This is a genomic window from Sphingobacterium sp. NPDC055346 (genome assembly GCF_053645235.1).
On sequence record NZ_JBSHMI010000001.1, the window covers coordinates 152,435 to 177,142 of the forward strand.

The 24,708-nt window shown below is 41.8% G+C and carries 18 protein-coding genes; 15 read left to right on the top strand and 3 right to left on the bottom strand.

The window, feature by feature from the left end; all coding sequences use genetic code 11:
* Nucleotides 1-92: 92 nt before the first annotated feature.
* The 3 genes from ACWICE_RS00660 to ACWICE_RS00670 are packed head-to-tail and all read right to left on the bottom strand — an operon-like array spanning nt 93 to nt 4,350.
* Nucleotides 93-1,133 carry a GntR family transcriptional regulator gene (locus tag ACWICE_RS00660; RefSeq protein WP_185210977.1) on the bottom strand — a complete coding sequence of 347 codons (1,041 nt, stop codon included), beginning with the start codon at nt 1,131-1,133 and terminating at the stop codon, nt 93-95.
* Nucleotides 1,134-1,172: 39 nt separating this feature from the next.
* Nucleotides 1,173-1,487, bottom strand: a complete 315-nt coding sequence (locus ACWICE_RS00665; protein ID WP_185210979.1) for an L-rhamnose mutarotase — start codon at nt 1,485-1,487, stop codon at nt 1,173-1,175.
* A gap of 13 nt (nt 1,488-1,500) precedes the next feature.
* On the bottom strand, nt 1,501-4,350 hold the full coding sequence (locus ACWICE_RS00670; protein WP_454297415.1) for a family 78 glycoside hydrolase catalytic domain: 2,850 nt from the start codon (nt 4,348-4,350) through the stop codon (nt 1,501-1,503).
* Between the two features lie 232 nt (nt 4,351-4,582).
* On the opposite strand from ACWICE_RS00670, the gene ACWICE_RS00675 reads away from it, so the two are divergent.
* From ACWICE_RS00675 to ACWICE_RS00745, 15 genes are all read left to right on the top strand, one after another.
* On the top strand, nt 4,583-4,897 hold the full coding sequence (locus ACWICE_RS00675; protein ID WP_454297416.1) for a GIY-YIG nuclease family protein: 315 nt from the start codon (nt 4,583-4,585) through the stop codon (nt 4,895-4,897).
* 705 nt (nt 4,898-5,602) lie between these two features.
* Nucleotides 5,603-8,692 carry a SusC/RagA family TonB-linked outer membrane protein gene (locus ACWICE_RS00680; RefSeq protein ID WP_185216014.1) on the top strand — a complete coding sequence of 1,030 codons (3,090 nt, stop codon included), beginning with the start codon at nt 5,603-5,605 and terminating at the stop codon, nt 8,690-8,692.
* 10 nt (nt 8,693-8,702) lie between these two features.
* Nucleotides 8,703-10,187 (top strand): RagB/SusD family nutrient uptake outer membrane protein, encoded by a 1,485-nt coding sequence (locus ACWICE_RS00685; RefSeq protein WP_454297417.1) that lies wholly within the window; start codon nt 8,703-8,705, stop codon nt 10,185-10,187.
* 42 nt (nt 10,188-10,229) lie between these two features.
* Nucleotides 10,230-12,911 carry a c-type cytochrome gene (locus ACWICE_RS00690; RefSeq protein ID WP_254526366.1) on the top strand — a complete coding sequence of 894 codons (2,682 nt, stop codon included), beginning with the start codon at nt 10,230-10,232 and terminating at the stop codon, nt 12,909-12,911.
* 8 nt (nt 12,912-12,919) lie between these two features.
* Nucleotides 12,920-13,993, top strand: coding sequence for an aldose 1-epimerase family protein (locus ACWICE_RS00695; protein WP_185216013.1), 1,074 nt, complete (start codon nt 12,920-12,922; stop codon nt 13,991-13,993).
* 11 nt (nt 13,994-14,004) lie between these two features.
* Nucleotides 14,005-15,216, top strand: coding sequence for a cupin domain-containing protein (locus ACWICE_RS00700; protein ID WP_185216012.1), 1,212 nt, complete (start codon nt 14,005-14,007; stop codon nt 15,214-15,216).
* Between the two features lie 23 nt (nt 15,217-15,239).
* A complete protein-coding gene (locus tag ACWICE_RS00705) occupies nt 15,240-16,280 on the top strand; it encodes a sugar phosphate isomerase/epimerase family protein (RefSeq protein ID WP_454297418.1) in 1,041 nt (346 codons plus the stop codon).
* Between the two features lie 18 nt (nt 16,281-16,298).
* Nucleotides 16,299-17,459, top strand: a complete 1,161-nt coding sequence (locus ACWICE_RS00710) for a Gfo/Idh/MocA family protein (protein ID WP_214648383.1) — start codon at nt 16,299-16,301, stop codon at nt 17,457-17,459.
* An 18-nt stretch (nt 17,460-17,477) separates the two neighbouring features.
* Nucleotides 17,478-18,275 carry a 3-keto-disaccharide hydrolase gene (locus tag ACWICE_RS00715; RefSeq protein ID WP_454297419.1) on the top strand — a complete coding sequence of 266 codons (798 nt, stop codon included), beginning with the start codon at nt 17,478-17,480 and terminating at the stop codon, nt 18,273-18,275.
* A 19-nt stretch (nt 18,276-18,294) separates the two neighbouring features.
* The gene (locus ACWICE_RS00720) at nt 18,295-19,014 is read left to right on the top strand and encodes an EboA domain-containing protein (RefSeq protein ID WP_313260290.1); all 720 of its coding nucleotides are present in this window, start codon (nt 18,295-18,297) and stop codon (nt 19,012-19,014) included.
* A 12-nt stretch (nt 19,015-19,026) separates the two neighbouring features.
* Nucleotides 19,027-20,007, top strand: coding sequence for a TatD family hydrolase (locus ACWICE_RS00725; protein ID WP_214649433.1), 981 nt, complete (start codon nt 19,027-19,029; stop codon nt 20,005-20,007).
* An 11-nt stretch (nt 20,008-20,018) separates the two neighbouring features.
* The gene (eboC, locus tag ACWICE_RS00730; protein WP_185211007.1) at nt 20,019-20,891 is read left to right on the top strand and encodes a UbiA-like protein EboC; all 873 of its coding nucleotides are present in this window, start codon (nt 20,019-20,021) and stop codon (nt 20,889-20,891) included.
* A gap of 12 nt (nt 20,892-20,903) precedes the next feature.
* A complete protein-coding gene (locus tag ACWICE_RS00735; protein ID WP_454297420.1) occupies nt 20,904-22,085 on the top strand; it encodes a 3-dehydroquinate synthase in 1,182 nt (393 codons plus the stop codon).
* Nucleotides 22,072-23,286, top strand: coding sequence for a metabolite traffic protein EboE (gene eboE, locus ACWICE_RS00740; RefSeq protein WP_454297421.1), 1,215 nt, complete (start codon nt 22,072-22,074; stop codon nt 23,284-23,286). Before ACWICE_RS00735 ends, eboE begins: the two co-directional genes overlap by 14 nt.
* Nucleotides 23,287-23,288: 2 nt before the next feature.
* Nucleotides 23,289-24,674: an alkaline phosphatase family protein gene (locus tag ACWICE_RS00745; RefSeq protein ID WP_454297422.1), complete on the top strand. Its 1,386-nt coding sequence runs from the start codon at nt 23,289-23,291 to the stop codon at nt 24,672-24,674.
* The last annotated feature ends 34 nt before the right edge of the window (nt 24,675-24,708 follow it).

Below are 24,708 nucleotides of genomic sequence, written 5' to 3' on the forward strand. Positions count from 1 at the left end.
TTTGTAACCTGATATTGAACAGATTACAGAACAAATTGTTTATGAACGGAAACGATTTTTGATGATCCTTACTTACTAAATTTACTAACTCATTAAATTGATGACCTTTGCTTCAGGTAAAAAGGAACTTCTACATGATCTTTCGATTTGTTCTTGATAAGCTCTGCCGCCATCTTACCCATCATTTCAAAATCAGTGGAAATCGTGGTGATCCCATTGAGGATAAATTTCTTTAAAGGGGTTTCATTGTAGGAGATTACGCCTACATCCTGCCCTATCTTGAGGTTCTTTTTAATGATCTTGTCCAATAGCTTAACCAGGTCATCTTCTGCGATATTGATATAACAGCTACCCAATTCTATTTTTTCCTTCTCCAATTCACTGACTAGAGAATGGTTGAACGCATATTGCTGGGCAAATTTATAGAATCCCTTGATAATCGCTTTGGGATAGTCACTATTGTCCGGAAAGATCAGGTTCAGGGTATGGTACTTACTCAGGGAAGGAAGGGCCTCTTCCAATGCCCCATAGATATCCTTCTCATAATTCTCATATACCGCTGCAAAATCCCCTTGTATATCATCTATATACTTACCCAATAGGATCAACTTTTCAGGTGGAATCAATTTATTGATAATATCAGGAGCTTGATCCCTTCCTTCCTTAAAGTGAGGGAAGAGCACATAATAATCATAGGTCTTCGTCAATCCACCTAAAAGGGTCCGCAGATAGGTGATATCTGAGTTATATACAAAAAGATCGAGGGCGGCATCATCTTCCAATTCTCTTGCAAAGGAATCATAAACCAACTTTTTATGGGCACTGAGCTTATTAAGGAGGATCGCGATCTTCTGTCTCTGTTTGACATCTGTGGTCGCAATGTAATATCCTTTACCCGGAATGGAGGCGATGACTTCCGCATTTTTAAGGAACTTATATGCTTTTTCCACGGTATCCCGAGAAATATCCACATACACCGAAAGTTCATTGATGGAGGGTAGCATATCCTCTTTTTCCAATGCACCGTTCTTGACCGCATCGATAATAGCACTGGCTAGCTGCTTGTATTTTGGGGTAGCAGAAAAGTCACTAATCTGGATGGTCTTTAAGAAATCAGTTACCTTGGAAGTCATAAGATATGTATTACAATATAGGTTTACTTTGTATACATCCTAAGGTAAGTAAAATACTTGTTTTAAGGGAAAAGTTTTTGGTGAATAATCTGCATTGGTTTCCATCAGATCCTTCATATAGGCCCACCATTCCTTCATAATAGGATCTGCCTTTAATTTTTGTTCTACAAATCCCTCAGCCAAGGTCTGCACCGCAAAGAGATCCAAGGTCTCCGGATCTAAAAAAATGGAATAATCAGAGATTCCATTCTCTTTTAAGAGTTTTGCCAATTTCGGCCATATCTCCTGATGCCGACGAAGATATTCCGCTTCATTGCCCGGCAGAAGTTTCATTTTAAAAGCTACCTGTTTCATAAATATATTTTGATTAAAGAGCTGTTCTGATTGTATACTTACCCGAGCCAAGTTCGACCAAGATTTTCCCATCTAGTTTCTTTAAGGAACGTACGAGGTTGTTTCGATCAATGGGTTCTCCATTTATTTTTACATCCTTTAGATCCTCCGTATTTATACTGCAATAAGCGACCACATTGACTGGAATCTGGATTTCCTGTATGACTTCCTTTTCCGACCTGCTCCATGCACTTTTGATGTTGCCAGCTATGGAATGAAAGGATCCCGCTACCTCATTGATTCCAAAATGACCAATTTCAGGCTGTATATAGACCTCCTGGAAACCATTTTCTTTCAACTTTATGCCGAGCAAATGCTCAAACATCCATTCGTTTACCGAACCGAAAGCATAGTGTGAGAAAGAATTCATGGCTGCATTATGGACAAATCCCTTTTCCTTGCTATAGCTATCCCAACGTTCCCAAATGGAAGTCGCTCCATTTACCACCTCGTAGCCTAAGGATGGGTATTCAGTACTTTGTAAGAGCATGTAAGCCTTATCAGTTGAACCAGAAGCAGTCAATGCTGGCAAAAGCGGCTTGAAACCCAAGAAACCGGTACTCAACTTATTGCCATTGGCTTCCAAAAGCTCTCGGAGATATTTACCTGCCAAAGCTTCATCCTGCTCATCCAATATTCCTGAATACAATGCATTGGCATAGGCGGTTTGGGTATGGCCAGAAAAGCCGTTTTGACCTTCCACATAGCCTTCACCCTTTCCATAGAACGCGGCATTGGTTTTCAGTTTTCCATGTTCGTCCATATAATGTTGTTTGAACCCCATCTTAACGGCAAAGGACTCCTTTTCATAATCCGTAGCTAGTTGCATATCTCCAATTGCACGACACATCTCAGCCATCAATTTATTGCAGTAGAAATAGTAGGTTGTGGCCAATAGATCAGGACTTGTCTTTTCTCCTACCGACAACCAATCTCCAAATCCACCTTTTGGGTTTACATCTTCAAAAGCTCCTTCCTGCAACACATGGCCTTTCGTCCTGGACTTTAGGAAAGCCATAAATTTCCTCATAAATGGAAGTGACTCCCGAACAATGCAAAGGTCATTATAGGCTTTAAAATATTCATAAGTGCAGATAATCCCCGCCTCAGACCAGCCCGGTGAGAAAGAATCGGATGCTCTGATTGCAGCTACCCCTTCTGCATTAACTGGCATAGGGGCATAGATGGGATAGGCACCATTCGGCCATTGGGAATCATTCAGGTCTTTGATCCATTTCTTGTGGAATGGCGCAACATCGGCATTGAAGATCGCCGAACGCATATATACTTGGGCATCGCCCGTCCAGCCCAACCTTTCATCCCTTTGCGGACAGTCGGTCGGTATATCTAGATAATTAGCTTTCTGGGTCCAAAGGATATTACTGTACAGCTGATTTAGCATGGGATTGTCGGATTCAAAACTTCCTACCTGGTCGAGATCCGAACTCATCACCAAGCCTGTCAAGAAATCAAGGCTAGGTTCCACTTTTAATCCGGTAACTTCCACGAACTGGAACCCATGAAAGGTGAAGCTAGGACTCCACTCCTCATTCTTTGACCCGTTTAGGATGTATGTATCCGTAGCTCTTGCTTTTCGCAGGTTATCCGTCATCAGCTTACCATCAGGAAACAGCATTTCTCCATATCGAAAGACCAGGGAATCTCCTTTGCTGCCATTGATCTTTAACCGGATATTACCAGCGAAGTTTTGGCCAAAATCCACGATATATTGACCATCAGCAATTTTCTTAATGGACTTGGCGGATAACTCCTGCAATACCCGAACTGGATTACTTGGATAGATTTCAAGTTCCTGCCCTTCTTGGTCTGGAAACTCTTGGATATCGGTCCACGCACTTGCATCGAAACCAACCCTATTCCATCCCTGTGGTTCCTTTCTGGCATCATGCTTTTCACCTTCCAAGAAATCTGATTCCAGTATGGCACCAGTACTGTATTTCCAACTTGAATCGGAGGCAATATGCTCTTTGCTCCCATCCTCGTAGGTTACATCGATCTGTGCCTTCAAAAGAGGGAATTTTCCATAGAACTGGTTTACCTGCGGGGAACCGACCAACAAGGCATAGCCTAAATAACCGGCATACCAGCCACTGGATAATATGGCGCCAAACACATTGTTTCCATCGCTCAATTGGTCTGTGACATCATATACATTGTAATATACACGCTTATTATAGTCAGTCCAACCTGATGCAAAATAATCGCGCCCTATCTTTTCTCCATTGACATAAAAATTATGGAGTCCAAGGGAGCTAATGTATAATCGCGCGGATTTAATCTTCTTCTTTAGAGAGACCTCTTTTCGTAAATATGGCGAAGGTGGTAAATGATATTCTCCTTTAGGAGCTAAGTGGTTTAAATCAACCCCGATCCACTTTGCTTTCCAATCCTGTGGGTTAGGTTTCGCCAATTCCCAATATTGGATTTCCGACCATTTGCCAACTCTATCCTTTTCATCCCAGGAGCGGACCTTCCAATAAACCCGTTGTCCCGACTGAAGTAACTTTCCAGCATATTCAATCTGATTGGTTTGGTTGCCATTTACCTTTTTGCTGTCCCAAAGGTCTGCTTGGTTCTTTCTAAGCAAGGGTTCCGAACTGGCTACCATAACCTGATAAGCTAATTGAGATTGGTTGAATCCCTTGCCTTCAAGCTCCCAACTCAATCGCGGTTTACTTTCTTCTACATAGGGATTGATCTTATATTCTGTACGCAGATATTTAGGCTGTATGCTAGCATACGAAGCTGCAAGGTTTAACAACAAGCCTAGACAAATACAGCATACTATCCTTAGGGTCCCCATTCGTTATGATTTAATCAGGTATAATATTTTAGGTACTTCAATTTCGGAAATTACCTTTCCATTTTCATCCTTTTTATGCAATAGTTTTATTAAGTGGATAAGTTTTGGAAGAAAAGCGGGATTGATTAAAGATAGGAATGGGTAAGGGTAAGACTATCCTGTCCTATCAGGTGGGGGGATTAATTAATAAAAAGTAAAGTTCTAAGTAATACAGAACCCCTACCTTATTGACATGAAGCCAATCAAAAAATTATATTTTGTCTATATAATTCCAAATCTATCAAGGACTGTCCTTTACACTGGAGTTACCAATAATTTGAGATATCGATTATATCAACATGAGTTTCAAAATTATGGAATGAATAGTTTTACAAAAAAATATAAGATAAAATACCTCTTGTTTTATGAGATTTTCGAGAATATACGTGCGGCTATTAATAAAGAAAAAGAAATTAAGGGATGGACCAGAGCGAAAAAGGAAGCATTAATAAATGATTTTAATCCAGAATGGAAGTTTCTTAACGATGAAGCAGAAGAATTACACTAGATCCTAAACCAATTCCTGATTAGTGAGTGAAAAAGTGTTTTTGTGAGTTTCTTTTATTTTGTCATGTTGAGGCACGAAACATCTCGGAACTTTATGGAACTCAAGTCAAAATCGTACTCCGAGACCCTTCTTGCATCAGGGTGACACGACTAAAACACCTCTCAAATCTCCCCTCCTTTTCTCCCCTCCAATCCTCATTCAAAACCATTCTACAGGACGGTGCAGGATGCTCAACCTAAAGTGGATAGCTATATTTGGATTACAGCCAAAGTATTGGCAACCTATAACTAATAACTAATTCCGGTAGCTCTTCAACCTAGACTGCCAATAAACCAAATGAAAAACGAAAACATGTATTACTTAGAAAAAGGATGATCTGTTATTGAACAATAACATTGAAAAAGACCAATAAAAAAACCGACAGTGTTCCCGCACTATCGGTTCAATATCAATGGTCTTTTTAAACTAACCAAGAGGGTCGAAACTCTTTATTGTTTAACCATTTAACTTTGCAAAGGTATGCAATATGACCAATTAAACAAAACTAAAAACCATCGATCAATTGCGCCTATCGTAACATTTAGGAGGGTTTTAGGGTTCACATTCGGAAATGAACCCAAGAAAAGATTCCTGCAATTATCGTTGATCTTTCCTGCTTTGATTCTATCGCAGGCCGGCTATTCCGAGGTCAACAATTATTCTACTATGAATAAAGAAACACACAACATCTCCGTGGAACATAACACGGGCATCAGCAACTTAAACTTGTTTGGTCAAGAGAAAATCAAGGTCACAGGAACGGTTAGTGATGCCAATGGGGTTCCTATTGCTGGTGTTTCTGTTCGCGTAAAAGGCACAAACTCGGCGACTGCAACCGATGAAAACGGAAATTATGAAATCGAATTGAACAAAGGCCAAACCCTGACCTTTGACAATATTGGTTTCACTTCGAAGGAAATCGTTGTCAATGCTGCTGGTACACAAAACATTGCATTGGACAGTAGCAGTGAGGACATTACCGAAGTGGTAGTCGTTGGTTATGGTAGTCAGCAGAAAAAAGACGTTACTGGATCGATTGCCGCTGTGTCCATGAAAAATGTAAAAGGACAGGCTATCGCTAGTCCTGACCAAGCATTAACCGGACAACTTTCGGGAGTACAGGTCAGTAATTCCAATGGTACTCCAGGTGGTGGACCAAGGATTCAGATCAGGGGAATTGGGGCAATTGGTGCTGGTAGCCAGCCACTCTATGTTATTGATGGATTTCCAGTTCCTGGATCATCCAGTGAAAGGGGAAATCCTTTGGCAACCATCAACCCCAACGATATTGAGTCGATGACCGTATTGAAGGATGCTTCTGCCACGGCAATTTATGGTTCTAGAGGCTCTAATGGGGTAATCTTGATCAATACCAAACGTGGTACGGATGGTAAGATGAGAATCGATGTAGCGGCAAGTTCCGGCTTACAACAAGTCCCTCAGAAAGGTAGACCTAACCTGATGAATGCTGAAGAATTTGCACAATTCAGGAAAGAGGCCATCGAAGATAAAATCAGGTTTGAAGAAGGAAGGGAACCCACAATAAATGATATCCCTGAAGAATATAGAAACCCTGCTGCATTGGGTGAAGGTGTGGATTGGTATGATGCAGTTACCCGAATCGCTCCGATGTCGGATATCAACGTGAATTTCTCTGGTGGTAATGAAAGCATTCGTTCTTTTGTGTCTGCAGGATATTTGAACCAGAAGGGCGTGATGTTGAACTCGGGCTTTGACCGTTTCTCCATCCGTGCGAATGTGGAAGGGAATTTTGCAAAGAAATTAAAATTAGGGATGAACATCAACCCTACCCTATCCTACATTGAAGGTGGAATCAATGGACAAGGACGGGATGAATTCTTTGAGATCACGACTCCTGTCGCCAAAATATATAACGATGATGGCTCCTATGTTCCGTATATTCAATCTGCTGGAACTTTTGGGAACCCAAATCCTGTGATGTTCTTAAATGAGCGGACCAACAAGAGCTCCAAGTTAAAGCTATTGATGAGTACCTATGCAGAATATAGCTTTTTGGACAACCTAAAGTTCAAGACTACCTTCAACGTAGACTATCAAGATGAAAGTGGCGAGACCTTTAGACCTTCCACTCTACCTAATCAAAATGCCCCTGGTGCATCTATTCCTAGCGGAAGTTATGGAAGAGGCCAATACATCAACTGGGCAAATGAAAACACCTTAAACTACGATTACTCTTCAGATAACGGACATTCGATTTCTGCATTGGCAGGTTATTCCATCCAAATGCAAAAGAACAAGAATGCCAACTTCAACGGTGCCCAATTCCCAGATGACGACATTCAGACCTTGAATGCTGCAGCAAGAATAACCGGAGGCACAGGAATTGAAGACTGGGGATTGATATCCTATTTAGCTAGGGTTAACTACTCCTACCTAGATCGATATATCTTGACAGGGTCTTTCCGTGCGGATGGCTCCTCAAGATTTGGTAAGGACAATCGCTGGGGTTCTTTCCCATCGGTTGCAGTCGGTTGGCGATTATCCGAAGAAGCTTTCCTGAAAGATAAAGAATGGATCGATGAGTTAAAACTAAGGGCTTCTTATGGACGTTCAGGTAACTTCAATATTGCCAATTATGCTTCATTAAGCAGCATCGGTGCTTCCAACTATATTTTTGGAGGCGGATTGGCACCAGGTCGTGTGATGAACAGTCTTGGAAACAGCTTCCTAGGTTGGGAAAGGATGAAGGAGTTGAACATTGGTTTGGATTTCACTACATGGAATAACCGGTTGACTTTAACCGCCAACTATTATAAACGTAACACCTTAGATCTATTATTGAATACCCCAATTCCTAACTCATCAGGATTCGGCTCCGTAGTAGAAAATCGTGGTGATGTCGAAAATAAAGGTTTCGAGTTCTCAATCAGTTCAGCAAATATTGCCCGTGAAAACTTTACCTGGAATACCGACTTCAATATTTCATTCAACCGCAACAAAGTCATTGCCCTCGGCCGTAGTACAGACCCTATCTTCTCAGGACAGAGTTCGGAAGGAAACTTTACCAATATCACCGAGATTGGTCAACCGGTAGGTATGATCATTGGCTATGTGGTAGAAGGAATTTATCAAAATCAAGCAGATGTAGACAATAATCCAGCATTCCCAGGAGCAATCCCAGGGAACTTAAAAATGAAGGATGTGAACGGAGATGGCCAGATTACACCAAATGATGACTTTGCGGTAATCGGTAATCCTTATCCTGACTTCAACTTTGGTATGACCAATACCTTGACTTATAAAGCATTCGATTTCCGAGTGATGATGGTCGGTTCCATGGGACAGGAAATGTTGCATGCGACCAGGTTCTATACAGACAACATCGACGGGGTATTCAATGTGCGTAAGGAGGTTGCTGATCGTTGGAGATCAGAATCTAATCCAGGTAGTGGTTTGGTACCAACAACCAATGGTACTGGTAGAGGCCGTGTAATGTATCGTGATACCCATTCCCTATTTGTCCAAAAGACAGATTACCTATGGATCAAGAACATTACAATAGGCTACTCCCTCCCTAAGAGCATTGGTGGAGTGTTAAACAACCTTAGGATTTATGCTAACCTTCAGAATCCATTCTTATTTACCAATTATGATGGAAACCCAGAAGGAACTAACATAAACAGAGGGGATATAAGTCCATTGGTACCAGGGATCGACTATTCGGCTTACCCTGTTCCAAAGATTTACACATTAGGGTTGAATTTCAATTTTTAAGACAAGGATTATGAAACTAAGATATATTCTATTAGGTCTAGGGTTATTGAGCATGAGCTCCTGCAATAAATTATTGGATGTAAAACCCTATACCTTTTCCAGTGGAGAGAACTATTATGAAAACGAAGGACAAATCCTTCGGGCAGTAAATGGTGCATACAGCAGATTGCAGGTACTCTATACGAGTGATTTCAATGCAATGACAGAGATGAGATCGGACAATACCAATTATCAATATGATGAAACGGACCGTGGCGTGCAGCAGCGGGAAGAAATTGATGAATTCTTGATCACCTCTTCCAATAACTACGTGAATACCACTTGGGTAAACCTTTACGTTGCGATCCAACAATCCAACGCCATCATCAGCAGAATTGACCAAGTACAGTTCTCGGATGAAAAATTAAAGTTACAATACCTAGGAGAGGCGAAGTTTTTGAGAGCATTTTCGTACTTTCATTTAGTAAGACTTTTTGGAGAAGTTCCATTGCTGACAAAAGAGGTTGCCAATCCTTCGGATGCATTCTCGGATGGCAAGAAAGGGACAGTTGACGAAATTTATGCAGTCATTATCCAAGATGCTAAAGATGCCATCGCAAACTTACTTCCAAGTTATGATAAGGGTAGCGTTGGAAGGGCGACCAAAGGCGCAGCTTATACCTTATTAGGCGAAGTCTACCTAACGAGAAAGCAATATGCTGAGGCAGTAACCAATTTTCAAGAAGTAACCAAATTAGGCTATTCATTGATGCCAGATTATGCATCCTGTTTTAGTCCTAATTCAAAGAATAATGCAGAGTCAGTTTTTGAAGTACAGTTTGACCAATCAGTAGAAGGTGAAAACAGCAACTTCATATTCATGTTCGGCCCTAGGAATGCCAAGATGCAATTGGTCGGTTTCTCCGGAAACTTAGGCGGAAGCAACATTCCTACACCGAGCATATATAACGCCTATGAACAGGGAGATGTGCGTAGAGATAAGTCTATTCAAATGTTCAACGACCCTTCAAATGCAGCATTTCAAGAGTCAAAAGCTTTTGGAGGTAGTATGCCATTTATCAAGAAGTACTATCATGCGCCTTATATCGAGGATGGAAGATCGAATGAAAACTGGCCAATCTATCGCTATGCACACGTCCTTTTGATGTTAGCAGAGGCGCAGAACGAGGTTGGATCAGGAGATCCAACGGCAAACCTGAATATCGTGAGAAAAAGAGCCGGATTGAAACCTTTGTCAGGACTGACCAAAGATGCTTTGAGAACGGCCATTGCAAATGAAATAAGAGTTGAAGTTGCCTTTGAAAACCATAGGTGGTATCAACTTCTGAGAACTGGAAAAGCCATTGAAGTGATGACTGCTCATGGTGCCGAGGAAAAGAAAAGATTGACTCGACTGAGCAGTGCTTCATATAATATCCAACCGTTCAAACTCCTTTATCCGATCCCTCAGCGTGAGGTTCAGATCAATGGAATCAAACAGAATGAGGGTTGGTAGGCATTTTTAAGCTGTTATAAACTATATCAACATAAAAACCAAATGATAAAAACGAAAAGAGCACAATTGTATTTGTTTGCCTTGTTCCTGTTTATATTCGCAGGAGCATGTAAGCAAGAGAAGGAAAAGGAGGAGGTAAAAGAACCCAATCCAAAAACGGATAAAATAACATTGCCCGATGGCTTTGAAATCGAGCATATCTACAGCCCTTCTGATGACAAAAAAGGATCTTGGGTTTCCATGACTTTTGATGACAAAGGTCGTATGATAACATCGGATCAATTTGGTGGTCTATTCCGCGTTGAATTGCCTCCTCTTGGTTCAGATTCAACTGTTAAGCCGAAAATTGAAGCATTAGACTTCCCTATTGAAGGCCGTGACCCTAATGATACGACCAGCAATAAGGTTGGGATGGGCTTTGCGCAAGGTTTGCTATGGGCATATAACAGCTTATATGTGATGATCAACCACCGTCCTAATGAGAACCTTTCAAAAGGCTCTGGCCTATATAGACTTCAAGACACCAACAACGATGATAAATTAGATAAAATCACGCAATTGATGGAATTGGAAGGCGAAGGGGAACATGGACCGCACAGCATTGTGCTAGGGCCAGATTCTATGATCTATGTAATTGCCGGTAACTTTACTAAGATCCCAAAAATGGACAATTACCGTTCATTACCTAACGATAAGGTGGACAATCTGATTCCTTATATCCTTGATACCCATGGACACGATGCGGATTCACACTTGAACGGTGGATGGATTGCAAAGACGGATTCAGAAGGAAAATCCTGGGATCTTATTGCATCGGGTATGCGTAATGGTTTTGACTTAGCCTTCAATAATGAAGGCGAATTATTTACCTACGACTCGGATATGGAATGGGATTTCGGAATGCCTTGGTACCGTCCGACCAGGATTTTACATGTTCCTAGTGGTGGTGAATACGGCTGGAGAAAGGGAGATGCAAAATGGGACGAAAGATTCTTGGACAATCTACCTGCGACGTTAAATATCGGTCAAGGTTCTCCTACTAACTTCATCAACCCTAGCCAAGCTAAGTTTCCTGATAAATATAGAAACAGCCTGTTCGCATTTGATTGGAGTTTCGGTATCATCTATGCCATCCAATTACAACCAAATGGAGCTAGCTATACAGCGAAAGCGGAAGAATTTATCTCAGGATCTCCACTACCTTTGACCGATGGAACCATTGGTCCAGATGGAAGTCTTTACTTCCTTACGGGTGGTAGACGTTTGGAATCTGACTTATACCGTGTATACCATAAAGATCGTGATAAGATCAATAATGAGGTCAAAAAAGCTGAGCCTAATGAATTGGTGAAATTGCGTAGAGAGATTGAGCAATACCACAGACCATCTGCGGCAGGAACTGTTGATAAAGTTTGGGAATATTTAGGTCATGAGGATAGATTCATCCGTTATGCTGCACGTTTAGCAGTAGAACACCAACCGTTTGAGACCTGGAAAGACAAAGTTTTTGCAGAACGCAACGTGGTTCGATTGACTGAAGCGATGGTAGCGATGGCACATGTTGCTGATCCTTCCCTTCAGCCTCAGATCATGAAAAAACTGGCTACTATTCCAGTAGAAAAGATTACACCTAAGATGTTGGAAAACCTGCTAAGGGTTTACGAAATTGTCATTGCCCGCATGGGTAAGGTCAATGATGCTGATGCAGCTGCTTTGGCCCAAAGGTTAGAACCTTTCTACCCTGCCAAATCCAACTATACCAATAGGGAACTGTCCAAAATCTTACTTGCCCTAAACAGTGAACCGGCAGTTAAGAAGACACTTGACATTCTAGCCAATGCAAAAGATGACACCACCCAAACCAGCTTTATGAACTCTTCGGATTTAATCCTGAGAAATCCACAGTATGGATTGGACATTGCTGATATGTTGGCCAATATTCCACCTGCTCAACAGATCTTCATGGCTACTGCATTGAGCAATACCAGTGTGGGTTGGACCCCGGAGCTACGTGAGCAATATTTCAATTGGTTCTACAAAGCATTCGGCTATAAAGGCGGTAACAGTTACATCGGTTTTATTGACAATGCACGTAAAATGGCATTGAAAAACGTACCGCAAGACCAACTTGCCATGTACGGTAAGATGTCAGGAGACTCTTTGATCAATGCTCAAGGAAATAGATTGGCTGAGAAAGTAGAGGGTCCGAAGGGTCCAGGTAGAGCATGGGAAATTGATTCGGCACTGAAAGTTGTGGATGAAAACACCGGTGTTCGCAATTTCAACCGCGGAAGAGAACTGTTCCTTGCTGTTAAGTGTGGTTCCTGCCATACCATCAAAGGTGAAGGGGGTTCCGTAGGTCCTGATTTAACCCAATTAGGCACCCGTTTTTCTAAACGCGATATGTTAGAGGCGATCATCGAACCTAGTAAGGTGATTTCTGATCAGTATGAATCCAAAGTATTCAATCTGAAAGATGGAACGAATGTATTAGGCCGTTTGATGAGTGAGGATGAACACAATTATGTGATTTCACAGAATCCATACGCTCCTCAAGTGACCAAGACCATTGCGAAAAACACAGTTAAATCCATGAACCGTTCCGAGGTATCCATCATGCCTCCAGGAACATTGAATGTAATGAGTCCTGATGAAGTTAAAGATATCATGGCCTACCTGATGTCCGGTGGTAATGAAAAAAGTGAAGTTTATAACAAAAAATAAGTAAGGCATTGGAAAACTCAAAGCAAGACTGGTTGAACAAAGTCTCCCATGTGGCCCAAGTTGGAGGCATAGAAACTTCCATTTTGGATAATGGAAGGGGGAAAGGAACACGTATAGCTTGGATCAATACCGGGGCAGGACTACGATTCAAGGTAGTCATCGACCGCGGTATGGACATAGCGGACGCTTCGTTCAATCAGTTTAACTTGAGTTGGCTAAGTCGCTTGGGGGTCACTGCTCCGCAACCCTTCTCAGACCAGGGAATCGATTGGTTAAGAACCTTTGGAGGTGGATTACTGACGACCTGTGGGGTCACCCATGTTGGAGGACCGGAACAAGATGAACATGGACAACGCGGCTTGCATGATCAATTCAGCAACAGCCCTGCAGAACTCATATCCATCAAGCAGCCCGATCTAGCCAACGGCGATTACGAAATGTCCATTACTGGAAAAATATTTCAAGGCCATCCCCTAGGAGATAACATCGAGATTACGCGCACAATACGATGCATTCTAGGTCATCCAACCATTTATTTGGATGATGAGATCCAGAATATCGGTAATATCTATTCTTCCCATATGATTTTATACCATTTCAACTTTGGGTGGCCTTTCATTGATGCGGGAACCAAACTGCTCTGGAAAGGAGCTTGGCAATCTCGCGAAACCGGCGCAGACAACAAGATTTTTAAAGAAGGACAAGACTTCCGAACCTGTCAAGAACCAAGGGAGGACCACAGTGGTTCAGGGGAAGAAGCAGCATTGATAGATGTGGATAGTAATGAGCAAGGCCAAGTAGACTGTGGAATCTTCAATGAAAAATTAGGCTTTGCCTTAAAATTAAGCTTCAATAAGAAGCAGCTGCCTTGGTTGACCAATTGGCAACATTGGGGCAGAGGTGAATATGTAACAGGTCTGGAACCTGGCACCAACCCTCCACTCGGACAGAAACTGATGCGCGAACGAGGGGAATTAATCCAATTGAAACCTGGAGAAAAGCGGAAATATAACTTAGAAATCAGTATATTGAATAACCCCGACTCCATTACGGAATTTGTAAACAAGTATATAAACCTATAAAAATAATTAGAATGGAAATCATTGAAAAGGCATTCGAACAAGGCAAAGGAATATTGAGATTAGCACCTAACTGGGTGCCAAGATCTTTTTGTGTACCAGGCAGAAGGATAAAACTTCACCCCGATGACTATTATGTATTAGGCGGTGAACGTGGTGGTATTGATGAACGTTGGTTTTCATCGACTACTCCTGCTAAGAATGGTCCTTTGACGGGTGAATTTGAAGGATTGAGTTTTGTAGTATATGAAGAAAATGGTAAAACAGAACAGGTATTATTAGCTGACTGCGTTGACCATTTAAAAGGAAAATTAATTGGTGACCGTCTTTGGGATGAATATCAAAGCTGGCCTATGTATTCCAAGTTCTTTGACAACATGGGACCACTACCCCACCACATCCACCACAATGATGAAAAAGCGGCGCTGATCGAACAACAAGGAAAACCAGAGGCGTATTATTTCCCACCACAGTTGAACAACCATGGCGGTGATTTCCCATATACCTTTATGGGAATTGCTCCTGGAACTCCGAAAGAGACTATCAAAGAATGTCTGGAGAACTTTGCCAAAGGTGACAATAAGATCACCAATTACTCTCAAGCATACCGCTTGGAACCGGGTACCGGATGGGATGTTCCTCCCGGCTTATTGCATGCTCCAGGTAGCTTATGTACCTATGAACCGCAAAAGGCTTCAGATGTTTTTGCGATGTACCAATCCTTGGTGAATGAAGCGATCATCCCTGAAGAGTTATTATGGAAAGGTGTACCTGAAAACATGAAAGGCGATTATGACGCCTTGATGGATATCATTGACTGGGATCTGAACGTTGACCCGGATATGATGAAAAATAGATTTATGGCTCCACTTCCAGTGAAGGATGAAAAAGAAATGGAAAGCCTAGGCTATTCAGAGAAATGGGTATGCTATAAATCAACCGCTTTCAGTGCCAAAGAATTAACGGTATTCCCTGGACAAACCGTAACCATTACAGATGGAGCAGCCTATGGATTGATCATGATGCAGGGATATGGCAAGATGAATGATTGGACCATCGAAACACCAGCCTTGATCCGTTATGGACAACTGACTTTTGATGAATACTTTGTATCTGAAGAAGCGGCAAAAAGAGGAGTAACCATTCAGAACCATTCTACTACAGATCCGATCGTGATGTTAAAGCATTTCGGTCCAGACAATCCGGATTTGGTAGTAAAAGGTTAATTAATGAATAAATAAACGTAGTTATGAGCAAGAACAATTTCCCAAAATTACACAATGCTACATGGCCAGGCATTGTTGGAAAAGGAGACCATGAACCCATCATTTCTTTGGATGAGTTATTGGAAAAAACAGCAAAAGCAGAAGTAAACGGCGTAAAATTCGATGGTATTGACTTAGGATTATTTGACCCACATGTTAAGTTGGACACTTCGGACGACCATATAAAATCAGTGGTAGACAAGATTGGAGGAACCTATGGTCTAGCTATAGGTACGCTAGTTGCCCCTATCTGGCCTCCCGATGGTGGTTCAGCAATGGGCTCTCAAGCAGACAGAGACCGCTTTGTAGAAGTGGTAAGAAAAGCTGCTGAGTTTGGATATAAACTAAGAAAAGAAGGAATCCGAACCAATAATGTAATCCGTGTGGACTCAGCGAGCAGTGTAGAGGAATGGGCGAAGAACCCAACGGAAAACACCAAATTAATTGCAGACACTTTCCGTAGGGCTTGCGATGCTGCGGCAGAATATGGCGAGCGTTTAGCGGCTGAAGGTGAAATCTGTTGGGGTGGTATGCAAAGTTGGAAAACCATGCTGGAAACCCTAGAGATGGTAGATCGTGATAATATGGGCTTCCAGGCAGATATGTCCCATACTTTCCTTTATCTATTGGGCTATAACGCACCTGAAGACCGCATCTTAAAACCTGATTTCCAATGGGATGACCGTGAAGAATTGGAACGAGGACTTAAGTTCCTGACTTCTAAACTACGCCCTTGGACCATAGACTTCCACGTTGCCCAAAATGATGGAACCGTATTTGGATCAGGATCACACGATAAAACCGGAAGACACTGTTTACCGACAGACCCTAACGGTCGTTTGGATATCGCTAAGGATGCTGGCTTCTGGATGAAGGATGAAAATGGCAATCCGACCAAAGCCTTCAACCATATCTGTTGGGATGGATGTATGTTCCCAAATGAGGTCATGCACAAACAAGAAACCTGGGATTCGATCTTGAAAACCTTGATCGAGGTTCGCGAGGTAAATGGATGGTCGGAGTAATCTTCAAAAGAAAAAATCATGAGCAAAAAAGAATTAAGAATTGGATTAATAGGATGTGGATTCATGGGAAGAACCCATTCTAATGGATATAAACGCGTACCTAATTTCTTTCCTGATCTGGAATATACACCTGTCCTAAAGGCTGTATGTTCACGCAGTGAAGACAAAGTGAAAGCCTTTGCGGAGCAGTGGGGCTATGAGTCCTACGAGACCGACTGGAAGAAACTGATCGCTAGGGATGATATCGATGCGGTAGACATCTGTACCCCAAACAACATGCATATGGAAATCGCTGTTGCTGCAGCGGCTGCCGGTAAAATGGTGCTCTGCGAAAAACCGCTTTCCAGAACTTTGGAAGAAGGCGAGAAAATGGTAGAAGCCGTTGAAACCAATAAGGTGAAAAACACCATTTGGTACAATTACCGCCGTTTACCTGCCGTTACATTGGCTAAACAGATCGTCGACAGCGGCAAGCTAGGCAAGATCTTCCACTATCGAAGTAACTTCCTTCAGGATTGGACCATCAACGAGAACCTTCCACAGGGAGGTGCCGCATTTTGGAGAATGGATGCAGATGCTGCGGGTTCCGGAGTTACCGGTGACCTATTGGCACACTGTATTGATTTAGCGATGTGGATCAATGGAGGTATCAAGGATGTATCGGCCATGACGGAAATCTTCGTAAAGCAGCGTATGCATGAAGAGACCGGAAAAATGGAAGATGTCAAGATCGATGATGCCTGTATATTCCATTGTCATTTTGATAATGAGTCTTTAGGGCTGTTTGAATCTACGCGCTATGCCCGTGGTCACAAAGCCTTATTTACCTTTGAGATCAATGGTGAAAAGGGTTCCTTGAAATGGGATCTACATGATATGAACCGATTGGAATATTTCAACAATGCTGATGATTCCATCGTCAAAGGATGGCGCTCAATCCATGTTACAGATGGCGACCAACCTTACATGGATAAATGGTGGGTTCCGGGTCTATCTTTGGGATATGAGCATTCCTTCGTACACCAAGTAGCAGATTTTTTACAAACCTTGGAAACAGGCGAAGAATGCCACCCAACTTTTAGGGATGCCCTGGAAACACAGAAGGTCTGCGAAGCGGTTATCAACTCTGCAAAAAACAGAAAATGGGAAGATACCCATGTAGAGTGGAAGAATAAATAAGCATTAGAGAAATCCATTATGAAAAAATTATTCAAATATTGCTGTATCTGCCTCAGTGCTACTATTTTACTAGGTTCTTGCAATGGAAGCAATGCAGAACAAAACGATAAACAGGACAGTGCAGCTACGGATACCATAGGGTTAGAAGACGGTTATATCGCGATGTTTGAGCCCAATTCCCTATCCGGTTGGGAAGGTGACACGACCTATTGGAAAATGGAAAACGGGATCCTTTCAGGCGAGATCCGTGAGGATCAAGAACCATTGAAAAACAATACATTTTTGATCTGGAATGGAGGTGACGTTGCGGACTTTTCACTGAAAACTAAATTTAAAATTTCCGAAAATGGAAATAGTGGTGTAAATTACAGAAGCGATCGTTTCACAGAGGTGCCCAATGCCCTACGAGGTTATCAGGCAGACATTGATGGAAAGAATAATTACACTGGTCAAAACTATGAGGAACGAAAGCGAACAACCTTAGCATACCGTGGTCAGCGAACTGAAATATTGAACCCTGCAGATGGAAATAAAGGCGAGTCGAAAGGCAATGCCTGGACAAATATGAAGGTAATCGATTCAGTAGCTACCGATGAAGAATTAAAGACCATAGTAAAACCCAATGATTGGAATGATCTGGAAATCGTTGCTGAAGGCAATAAATTAACACATTTTATCAATGGAAAGGTAATCGCCGAGGTGATTGACAATGATCCAGAAAACCGCAAGGAGAAGGGATTGATTGGTGTTCAAGTGCATGTTGGTCCACCAATGAAAGTAGAGTACAAAGACATGCAGATAAAAATTTTAAAGTAATTATAATATAAACCGCAATATGGAATGGAAAGAACAAGTGAGAAATACCTTATTCGAACTGCTGACCGCAGAGGAGAAAAGCTATTTAGAGGAATGTGAAAGAAATATTGCAGATAATTATTCTACAAGTTTTGTAAGGATATTTTCCTCATTGAGCAGGAAATTAAATACCAGCAAGGATAAAACAGTAAGTATGGTCCAAGAGGATAGCAATCCGCTGATTGTTGACCATTGGACCGTACTTAGACTTGCGAGAGTTTACCTATTGGGTTTGATCGAAGATCAACAAGAACCCTATTTTACCTTTATCGAGAAGTTGTTCAACTATGCAGACATGCAGGAGCTAGAAGCCCTGTATTCGGCTTTGAACATCTTCCAGTTCCCAAGAATCTGGATCGACCGTTGCCAAGAGGGTATTCGGAATAATATTGGGCTGGTGCAAGGCGCTATCATGGAGCAGAATAAGTTTCCTGCTACCTATTTAAATGAAGAGGCCTGGAACCAAATGATTTTAAAAAGCTTTTTTACAGGCAAGGACATCAAGAAGATCTACGGTCTGTACGACCGCAACAATATCCATCTTGCAAACTCCATTGTCGACTATATTTATGAACGCGATTCTGCCAATCGAGAGATACATCCCATGTTATGGGTTTTGGCGAAGGATCACTTACCTCCTCGCGCTAAAGACATCTTGAAGCAGCAAAACAATAGCCCAGAATTATTAGAGAAAAATTAAAAACAGACAGGAATGTGCACAGAATTAAATAGAGACCTAGCAAGCATGGGGAAACCAATGCCGCTAGACTTTGAATTAATTAAAGGGATGAAATTTGTGGACCCACATATTCATATGGTTTCACGAACGACGGATGATTACCAAGCGCTGTTTGATGCGGGCGTCCTATTACTGATCGAACCCGCTTTTTGGGTTGGACAGCCTAGAACTGGAATAGATACCTTTAAAGATTATTATAGTAGCCTGATTGGTTGGGAAAGATTTAGAGCTTCCCAATTTGGTATAAGACACTTCTGTACCATTGGGCTTAATTCTAGAGAAGCTAACAATGAAGCTTTAGCAGAACAAGTCATGGAATTACTTCCTCATTTCATTTACAAGGAAGGGGTTCTCGGCATTGGAGAAATTGGTTTCGATGACCAGACTCCTGCTGAAGATAAATATTATAGAGCTCAACTTGAGCTTGCTAAAGAAGCTGGACTTCCCGTTCAGGTTCATACCCCACACCGCGATAAAACACGTGGTACGACACGAAGTATGGATATTGCCATTGAACATGGCCTCGATCCTCAAACGGTGATCATTGACCATAACTCCGAAGAAACGGTAAAAGAAGTATTGGACCGTGGTTTTTACGCCGGCTTTACCATTTATCCATTTACCAAGATGGGAAATGAACGCATGGTGGAAATCGTAAAGGAATACGGCTCGGAAAGGATCATGGTCAATTCAGCAGCAGATTGGGGAATTTCAGACCCCTTGGCTGTGCCCAAAACGGCTGCCCTGATGCTCCAATATGGTGTTTCCAAAGAAGATGTGGAAAAGGTGACCTATCAGAATGCATTGGATGCCTTCCAAGTCAGCAAGCATCTTGACCTAAGCACTTTGGACAAGACTTTATTTGCAGATCCGAATGAGAAATTTGAAGGTAATACAATCCTTCGTGGTGGTCAACAACCTAGGTTAAATAAGGATTCTATTATTATTTCTTAATACCATTGCGTATGTTGAAACCATGGATCCAAATCATCAGGCCGTCCAATGTTTTAACAGCCATATCTGATGTTTTAGCTGGTGTCGCTTTAGCCTGCTTGTTTCTGCAACAAGATTTGCCGCAGGTCAATCCATTGATCTGGATTACCATTTCCAGTATGTGTTTATATACTGGGGGCATAGTCTTCAATGATGTGTTTGATGCTGCACTGGATAAAGTGGAGCGTCCGGAACGACCTATTCCTTCGGGCAGGATCAAAAAATCCGCTGCCAGTATCTTGGGTACATTAGCCTTTGCAATTGGATGCTTTTTGGCCTTTCAGGTCAATATGACGGCATTCTATATTTCATTGGCCATCGTCCTGATGTGCCTACTGTACAATGGCCAAGCAAAACATCATTTTTTAGCTGGCCCAATCGTCATGGGTGGCTGTAGAGGATTGAACCTATTATTGGGAATGGCCGTTTTACCAGATTCATTGAGCTACTGGTACATTGCCATCATTCCGATTATCTATATCGCTTCAGTAACAAACATAAGCCGTGGAGAAGTATATGGCAGCAATAAGACAGCCTTACTGGTATCCATAGGTCTATATTCTATTGTTATCTTAACACTCCTTTATTTCACCTATAGCAGCAAAAATTACTTGGCATTGATCTTTATCTTGCTTTTCAGTCTTATGATCGGTTCGCCGGTTTCCAAGGCCTTGAAAAGCTTACAGCCACAGGATGTCAGAAAAGCCGTGAAATTTGGAGTGCTCGCACTGATTTTAATGAATGCTAGCTGGATTGCCATTGCTGGTCATTGGCTGTTAGCATTGGCCGTATGTGCCATATTACCGGTTTCGATCTTCTTAGCCAAGAAATTTGCCGTAACCTAAACCCTATTTAGAATGGAACGTGTATTAGAACAAAAATTCACTATTGAATATCAATATAACATCTTTTTCACCAAAGGTCTTTTCACTGTAGGCAACAATCTATTGAAGGACTTTCTAGCCAAGAACAGCAATCCCGGTTTCAAACAGAAGATCCTGTTTGTCATTGATGCTGGATTTATGGATAAACATCCCGGTCTGACAGAACAGATCTTTATCTATTTTATGGAAATGGAAGATTTTTTCCTGGCGAGTGAACCTTTGGTCATTCCCGGTGGTGAAATCTGCAAGAATGACACAAGCTGCTTAGACGCCATTATCCAGGCAGTGGACCAATACGGTATAGATAGACATTCCTATGTGATCGGCATTGGCGGTGGAGCTATTTTGGACCTTGTTGGCTATGCCGCTGCGATCTCACACCGTGGGATCAAACATATCCGTATTCCAACTACGGTCCTATCTCAAAATGACTCCGGAGTTGGTGTTAAAAACTCCGTGAACTATAAAGGGAAAAAGAACTTTTTAGGAACTTTTACACCAGCAAAGGCTGTTTTCAATGATTATGAATTCTTGCAAACTCTAGACGAAAGATCTTGGGTTGCGGGGGTATCCGAGGCTATAAAAGTGGCCCTGATCAAGGATCTATCATTCTATGAATGGATAGAAAAAAATGCCAGCAAGATCAAGGAAAGGAATTCCGAAGAAATGGAAGATCTGATCTATCGTTGTGCCGATATGCACCTAGAACATATCCGTAATGGAGATCCATTCGAATTAGGTTCTTCAAGACCATTGGATTTTGGCCATTGGAGTGCCCATAAATTGGAACAGATGACCGACTTCCAAGTGTTGCATGGCGAAGCTGTTGCCATTGGAATCGCCATGGACGTTTTATATTCTTATTTAATCGGCAATATTTCAGAAGAAGAGGCTACTCGAGTGGTCAGCTTGATCCGCAATCTTGGACTTCCGATTTATCACCCCATCCTAGATTCCGAAGAGGCGAGGTTTATTTTACTATCAGGTTTGCTTGATTTTCAAGAGCATCTTGGCGGAAAATTGACCGTGGTCCTTTTGGAAAAAATGGGAAAAGGAAAAGATTACCACCAATTAGATTATGACCTGATTATCCAAGCTATCGATTTCCTAAAGAACTTTAGCCAAAATCAAAACCCTTTCTATGAAGCTAGCTAATTCACATCTTTCTTATTGTAGCAATATCCATCCTGGCGAAGCCTGGAAAGACCATTTTCAAGAGCTAAAAAACAATCTACCGAAGATAAAAGCGGCCGTTTCACCTGAACAGGACTTTGGATTGGGATTGCGACTTTCCGCTCAAGCAGCCAAAGAACTAAGTCAGCCGCAAGCTTTAAAAGATTTTCAGGATTGGTTGAAACAGAACCATATCTACATCTTCACCATGAATGGGTTCCCTTATGGTGATTTCCATATCAAGGAGGTCAAGGACAAAGTGCATGCACCGGATTGGACAAGCACAGAACGCTTTGAATATACCAAGAACCTTTTCGATATCTTAGCTCAATTATTACCAAAAGGCCAGGAAGGTGGAATCTCCACTTCGCCTCTATCCTACCGTTTTTGGCATGAACAGCACACCCCGGAATGGCAACAAAAGCGGGATATCTGTACAAAACATATTCTCTTGGTTGCTGAGCACCTATACCAAAAAGAGGTGAACAGCTCTGTTTATATGCACCTTGATATTGAACCTGAACCGGATGGTATGTTGGAGGACTCAAGGGAATTTATCGCTTGGTACAGCCAAGAGTTAATCCCAATGGCTACCGAGTATTTTAAGGAAAAATATAAACTGGATGATGATCAAGCCCAGGCAATCATCAATCGATATATCTGTCTTTGTTATGATGTCTGCCATTTTGCACTGGAATATGAGGACCATCAACAGAGCATGGATGAATTGGAAAAACTGAACATCAAAATTGGCAAATTCCAAGTTAGTTCAGCTTTAAAAGTTCCACTTGCAAAGGATCCTGAAAAAAGAGCCATCCAAAAAAATAAGCTCAAAGAATTTAATGAACCGATCTATTTGCATCAGGTCATTGCAAAAGATAGCGAGGGTAACCTGATCAAATATAAGGACCTTCCTGATGCTTTAAATGACCCTAATGATGCAAACCATGTGGAATGGAGGAGTCATTTTCATGTACCTATCTTTTTGGAAAGTTATGGAGAGCTGGATTCTACCCAAGAGGATATTTTAAAGGTCATTGAACTGCATAAGGAAAAAGAAAGAACAAATCATATCGAGGTAGAAACTTATACCTGGGGCGTATTGCCAAAATCCTTGCAGGCTCCAATTGAAGAGTCGATCGCAAGGGAATTGAATTGGTTATTGAATAAATTAAGGAATTAAATATGAAGAGAATTGCTGTAATAGATATTGTTGGGCTTTCAAGTTCCGTAATTGGAGAACATACCCCGTTCATTGAGAAATTCATAAAAGAGAATAAATTGCGTAAGATCAAACCGGTACTTCCGGCATTGACCACCTCTGCACAGACCACCTATTTAACTGGGGTCGCTCCGAATGAACATGGAATCGTTGGCAACGGATGGTATGACCATACCGATTCTGAAATTAAATTCTGGAAACAATCCAACAAATTGGTCCAAGGCGAGAATATCTGGGTCACCGGAAAGAAACAGAATCCTGCCTTTACCTGTGCACAGATGTTCTGGTGGTACAACATGTACAATGATGCAGATTTCTCGGCCACACCTAGACCAAATTACTTGGCCGATGGCAGAAAGATGCCGGATTGCTATGCTTACCCTAGCAGCCTTCGCGATGAATTGACAGAAAAATTCGGAAAATTTCCTCTATTTAACTTCTGGGGGCCCAATGCCAATATCACCTCTTCCAATTGGATAGCCGATTCGGCCATGTATGTGGAGGAGAAACATCAACCGACCCTAAATCTGATATATCTTCCACATTTGGATTATTGCTTACAGAAATTCGGTCCAAAAGGAGAAAGTGTCGCAGCGGAGTTGAAACAAATCGATCAACTGGTTGAAAAACTTACGACCTTCTTCCAAAAAAGAAATGTGGAAGTTGTCCTTTTATCGGAATACGGCATTGGACCAGTCGATCAACCTATCCATATCAACAGGATCCTACGTAAAGAAGGCCTGATCGATATCCGGATTGAAAGAGGTTTGGAACTATTGGATGCTGGAGCTTCAGAGGCATTTGCGGTTTCTGATCACCAGATTGCACATTTATATACCAAAACTCCGGAAACCCGAGATAAACTTAAAACCTTGTTGTCCAAGGTCGCTGGTGTAGCCAAGGTGTTGGACAAGGAGGAACAGAAGGCCTATAAAATCGACCATGAGCGTTCTGGAGATTTGGTGCTGCTAGCAAATCCTAATGCTTGGTTTACCTATTACTTCTGGGAAGATGATGCTGTTGCACCGGACTATGCCAGAATGGTAGATATACACAAGAAACCGGGTTACGATCCGGTGGAAATGTTTATGACCTCGAAGTCTAGGGCAATCGGCAAACTCATCTTAAAGAAAATAGGTTTTGCAGCTGTTCTGGATATTACTCCATTAGATGCATCATTGGTGAAAGGTTCACATGGCATTGTAGATGTAGACCCTGAATACTACCCTATTTTAATTGGTGATTTTGATGGATTGGATGAAAATGTAGAACCGACATCCATCAAGCAAATACTCCTAAACAAGATTTTTGTAGATAAAAAAGTGCAGGAAACTGTTGTTTCTCAATAAATGTAGATAATATGTAAATAGTCTGCATATGTTT

What these genes read in the sequence shown, in the direction of transcription:
- ACWICE_RS00660 (WP_185210977.1), bottom strand. Translation starts at nt 1,133, where the DNA reads ATGACTTCCAAGGTAACTGATTTCTTAAAGACCATCCAGATTAGTGAC.
- ACWICE_RS00665 (WP_185210979.1), bottom strand. Translation starts at nt 1,487, where the DNA reads ATGAAACAGGTAGCTTTTAAAATGAAACTTCTGCCGGGCAATGAAGCG.
- ACWICE_RS00670 (WP_454297415.1), bottom strand. Translation starts at nt 4,350, where the DNA reads ATGGGGACCCTAAGGATAGTATGCTGTATTTGTCTAGGCTTGTTGTTA.
- ACWICE_RS00675 (WP_454297416.1), top strand. Translation starts at nt 4,583, where the DNA reads ATGAAGCCAATCAAAAAATTATATTTTGTCTATATAATTCCAAATCTA.
- ACWICE_RS00680 (WP_185216014.1), top strand. Translation starts at nt 5,603, where the DNA reads ATGAATAAAGAAACACACAACATCTCCGTGGAACATAACACGGGCATC.
- ACWICE_RS00685 (WP_454297417.1), top strand. Translation starts at nt 8,703, where the DNA reads ATGAAACTAAGATATATTCTATTAGGTCTAGGGTTATTGAGCATGAGC.
- ACWICE_RS00690 (WP_254526366.1), top strand. Translation starts at nt 10,230, where the DNA reads ATGATAAAAACGAAAAGAGCACAATTGTATTTGTTTGCCTTGTTCCTG.
- ACWICE_RS00700 (WP_185216012.1), top strand. Translation starts at nt 14,005, where the DNA reads ATGGAAATCATTGAAAAGGCATTCGAACAAGGCAAAGGAATATTGAGA.
- ACWICE_RS00705 (WP_454297418.1), top strand. Translation starts at nt 15,240, where the DNA reads ATGAGCAAGAACAATTTCCCAAAATTACACAATGCTACATGGCCAGGC.
- ACWICE_RS00710 (WP_214648383.1), top strand. Translation starts at nt 16,299, where the DNA reads ATGAGCAAAAAAGAATTAAGAATTGGATTAATAGGATGTGGATTCATG.
- ACWICE_RS00715 (WP_454297419.1), top strand. Translation starts at nt 17,478, where the DNA reads ATGAAAAAATTATTCAAATATTGCTGTATCTGCCTCAGTGCTACTATT.
- ACWICE_RS00720 (WP_313260290.1), top strand. Translation starts at nt 18,295, where the DNA reads ATGGAATGGAAAGAACAAGTGAGAAATACCTTATTCGAACTGCTGACC.
- ACWICE_RS00725 (WP_214649433.1), top strand. Translation starts at nt 19,027, where the DNA reads ATGTGCACAGAATTAAATAGAGACCTAGCAAGCATGGGGAAACCAATG.
- eboC (WP_185211007.1), top strand. Translation starts at nt 20,019, where the DNA reads ATGTTGAAACCATGGATCCAAATCATCAGGCCGTCCAATGTTTTAACA.
- ACWICE_RS00735 (WP_454297420.1), top strand. Translation starts at nt 20,904, where the DNA reads ATGGAACGTGTATTAGAACAAAAATTCACTATTGAATATCAATATAAC.
- eboE (WP_454297421.1), top strand. Translation starts at nt 22,072, where the DNA reads ATGAAGCTAGCTAATTCACATCTTTCTTATTGTAGCAATATCCATCCT.
- ACWICE_RS00745 (WP_454297422.1), top strand. Translation starts at nt 23,289, where the DNA reads ATGAAGAGAATTGCTGTAATAGATATTGTTGGGCTTTCAAGTTCCGTA.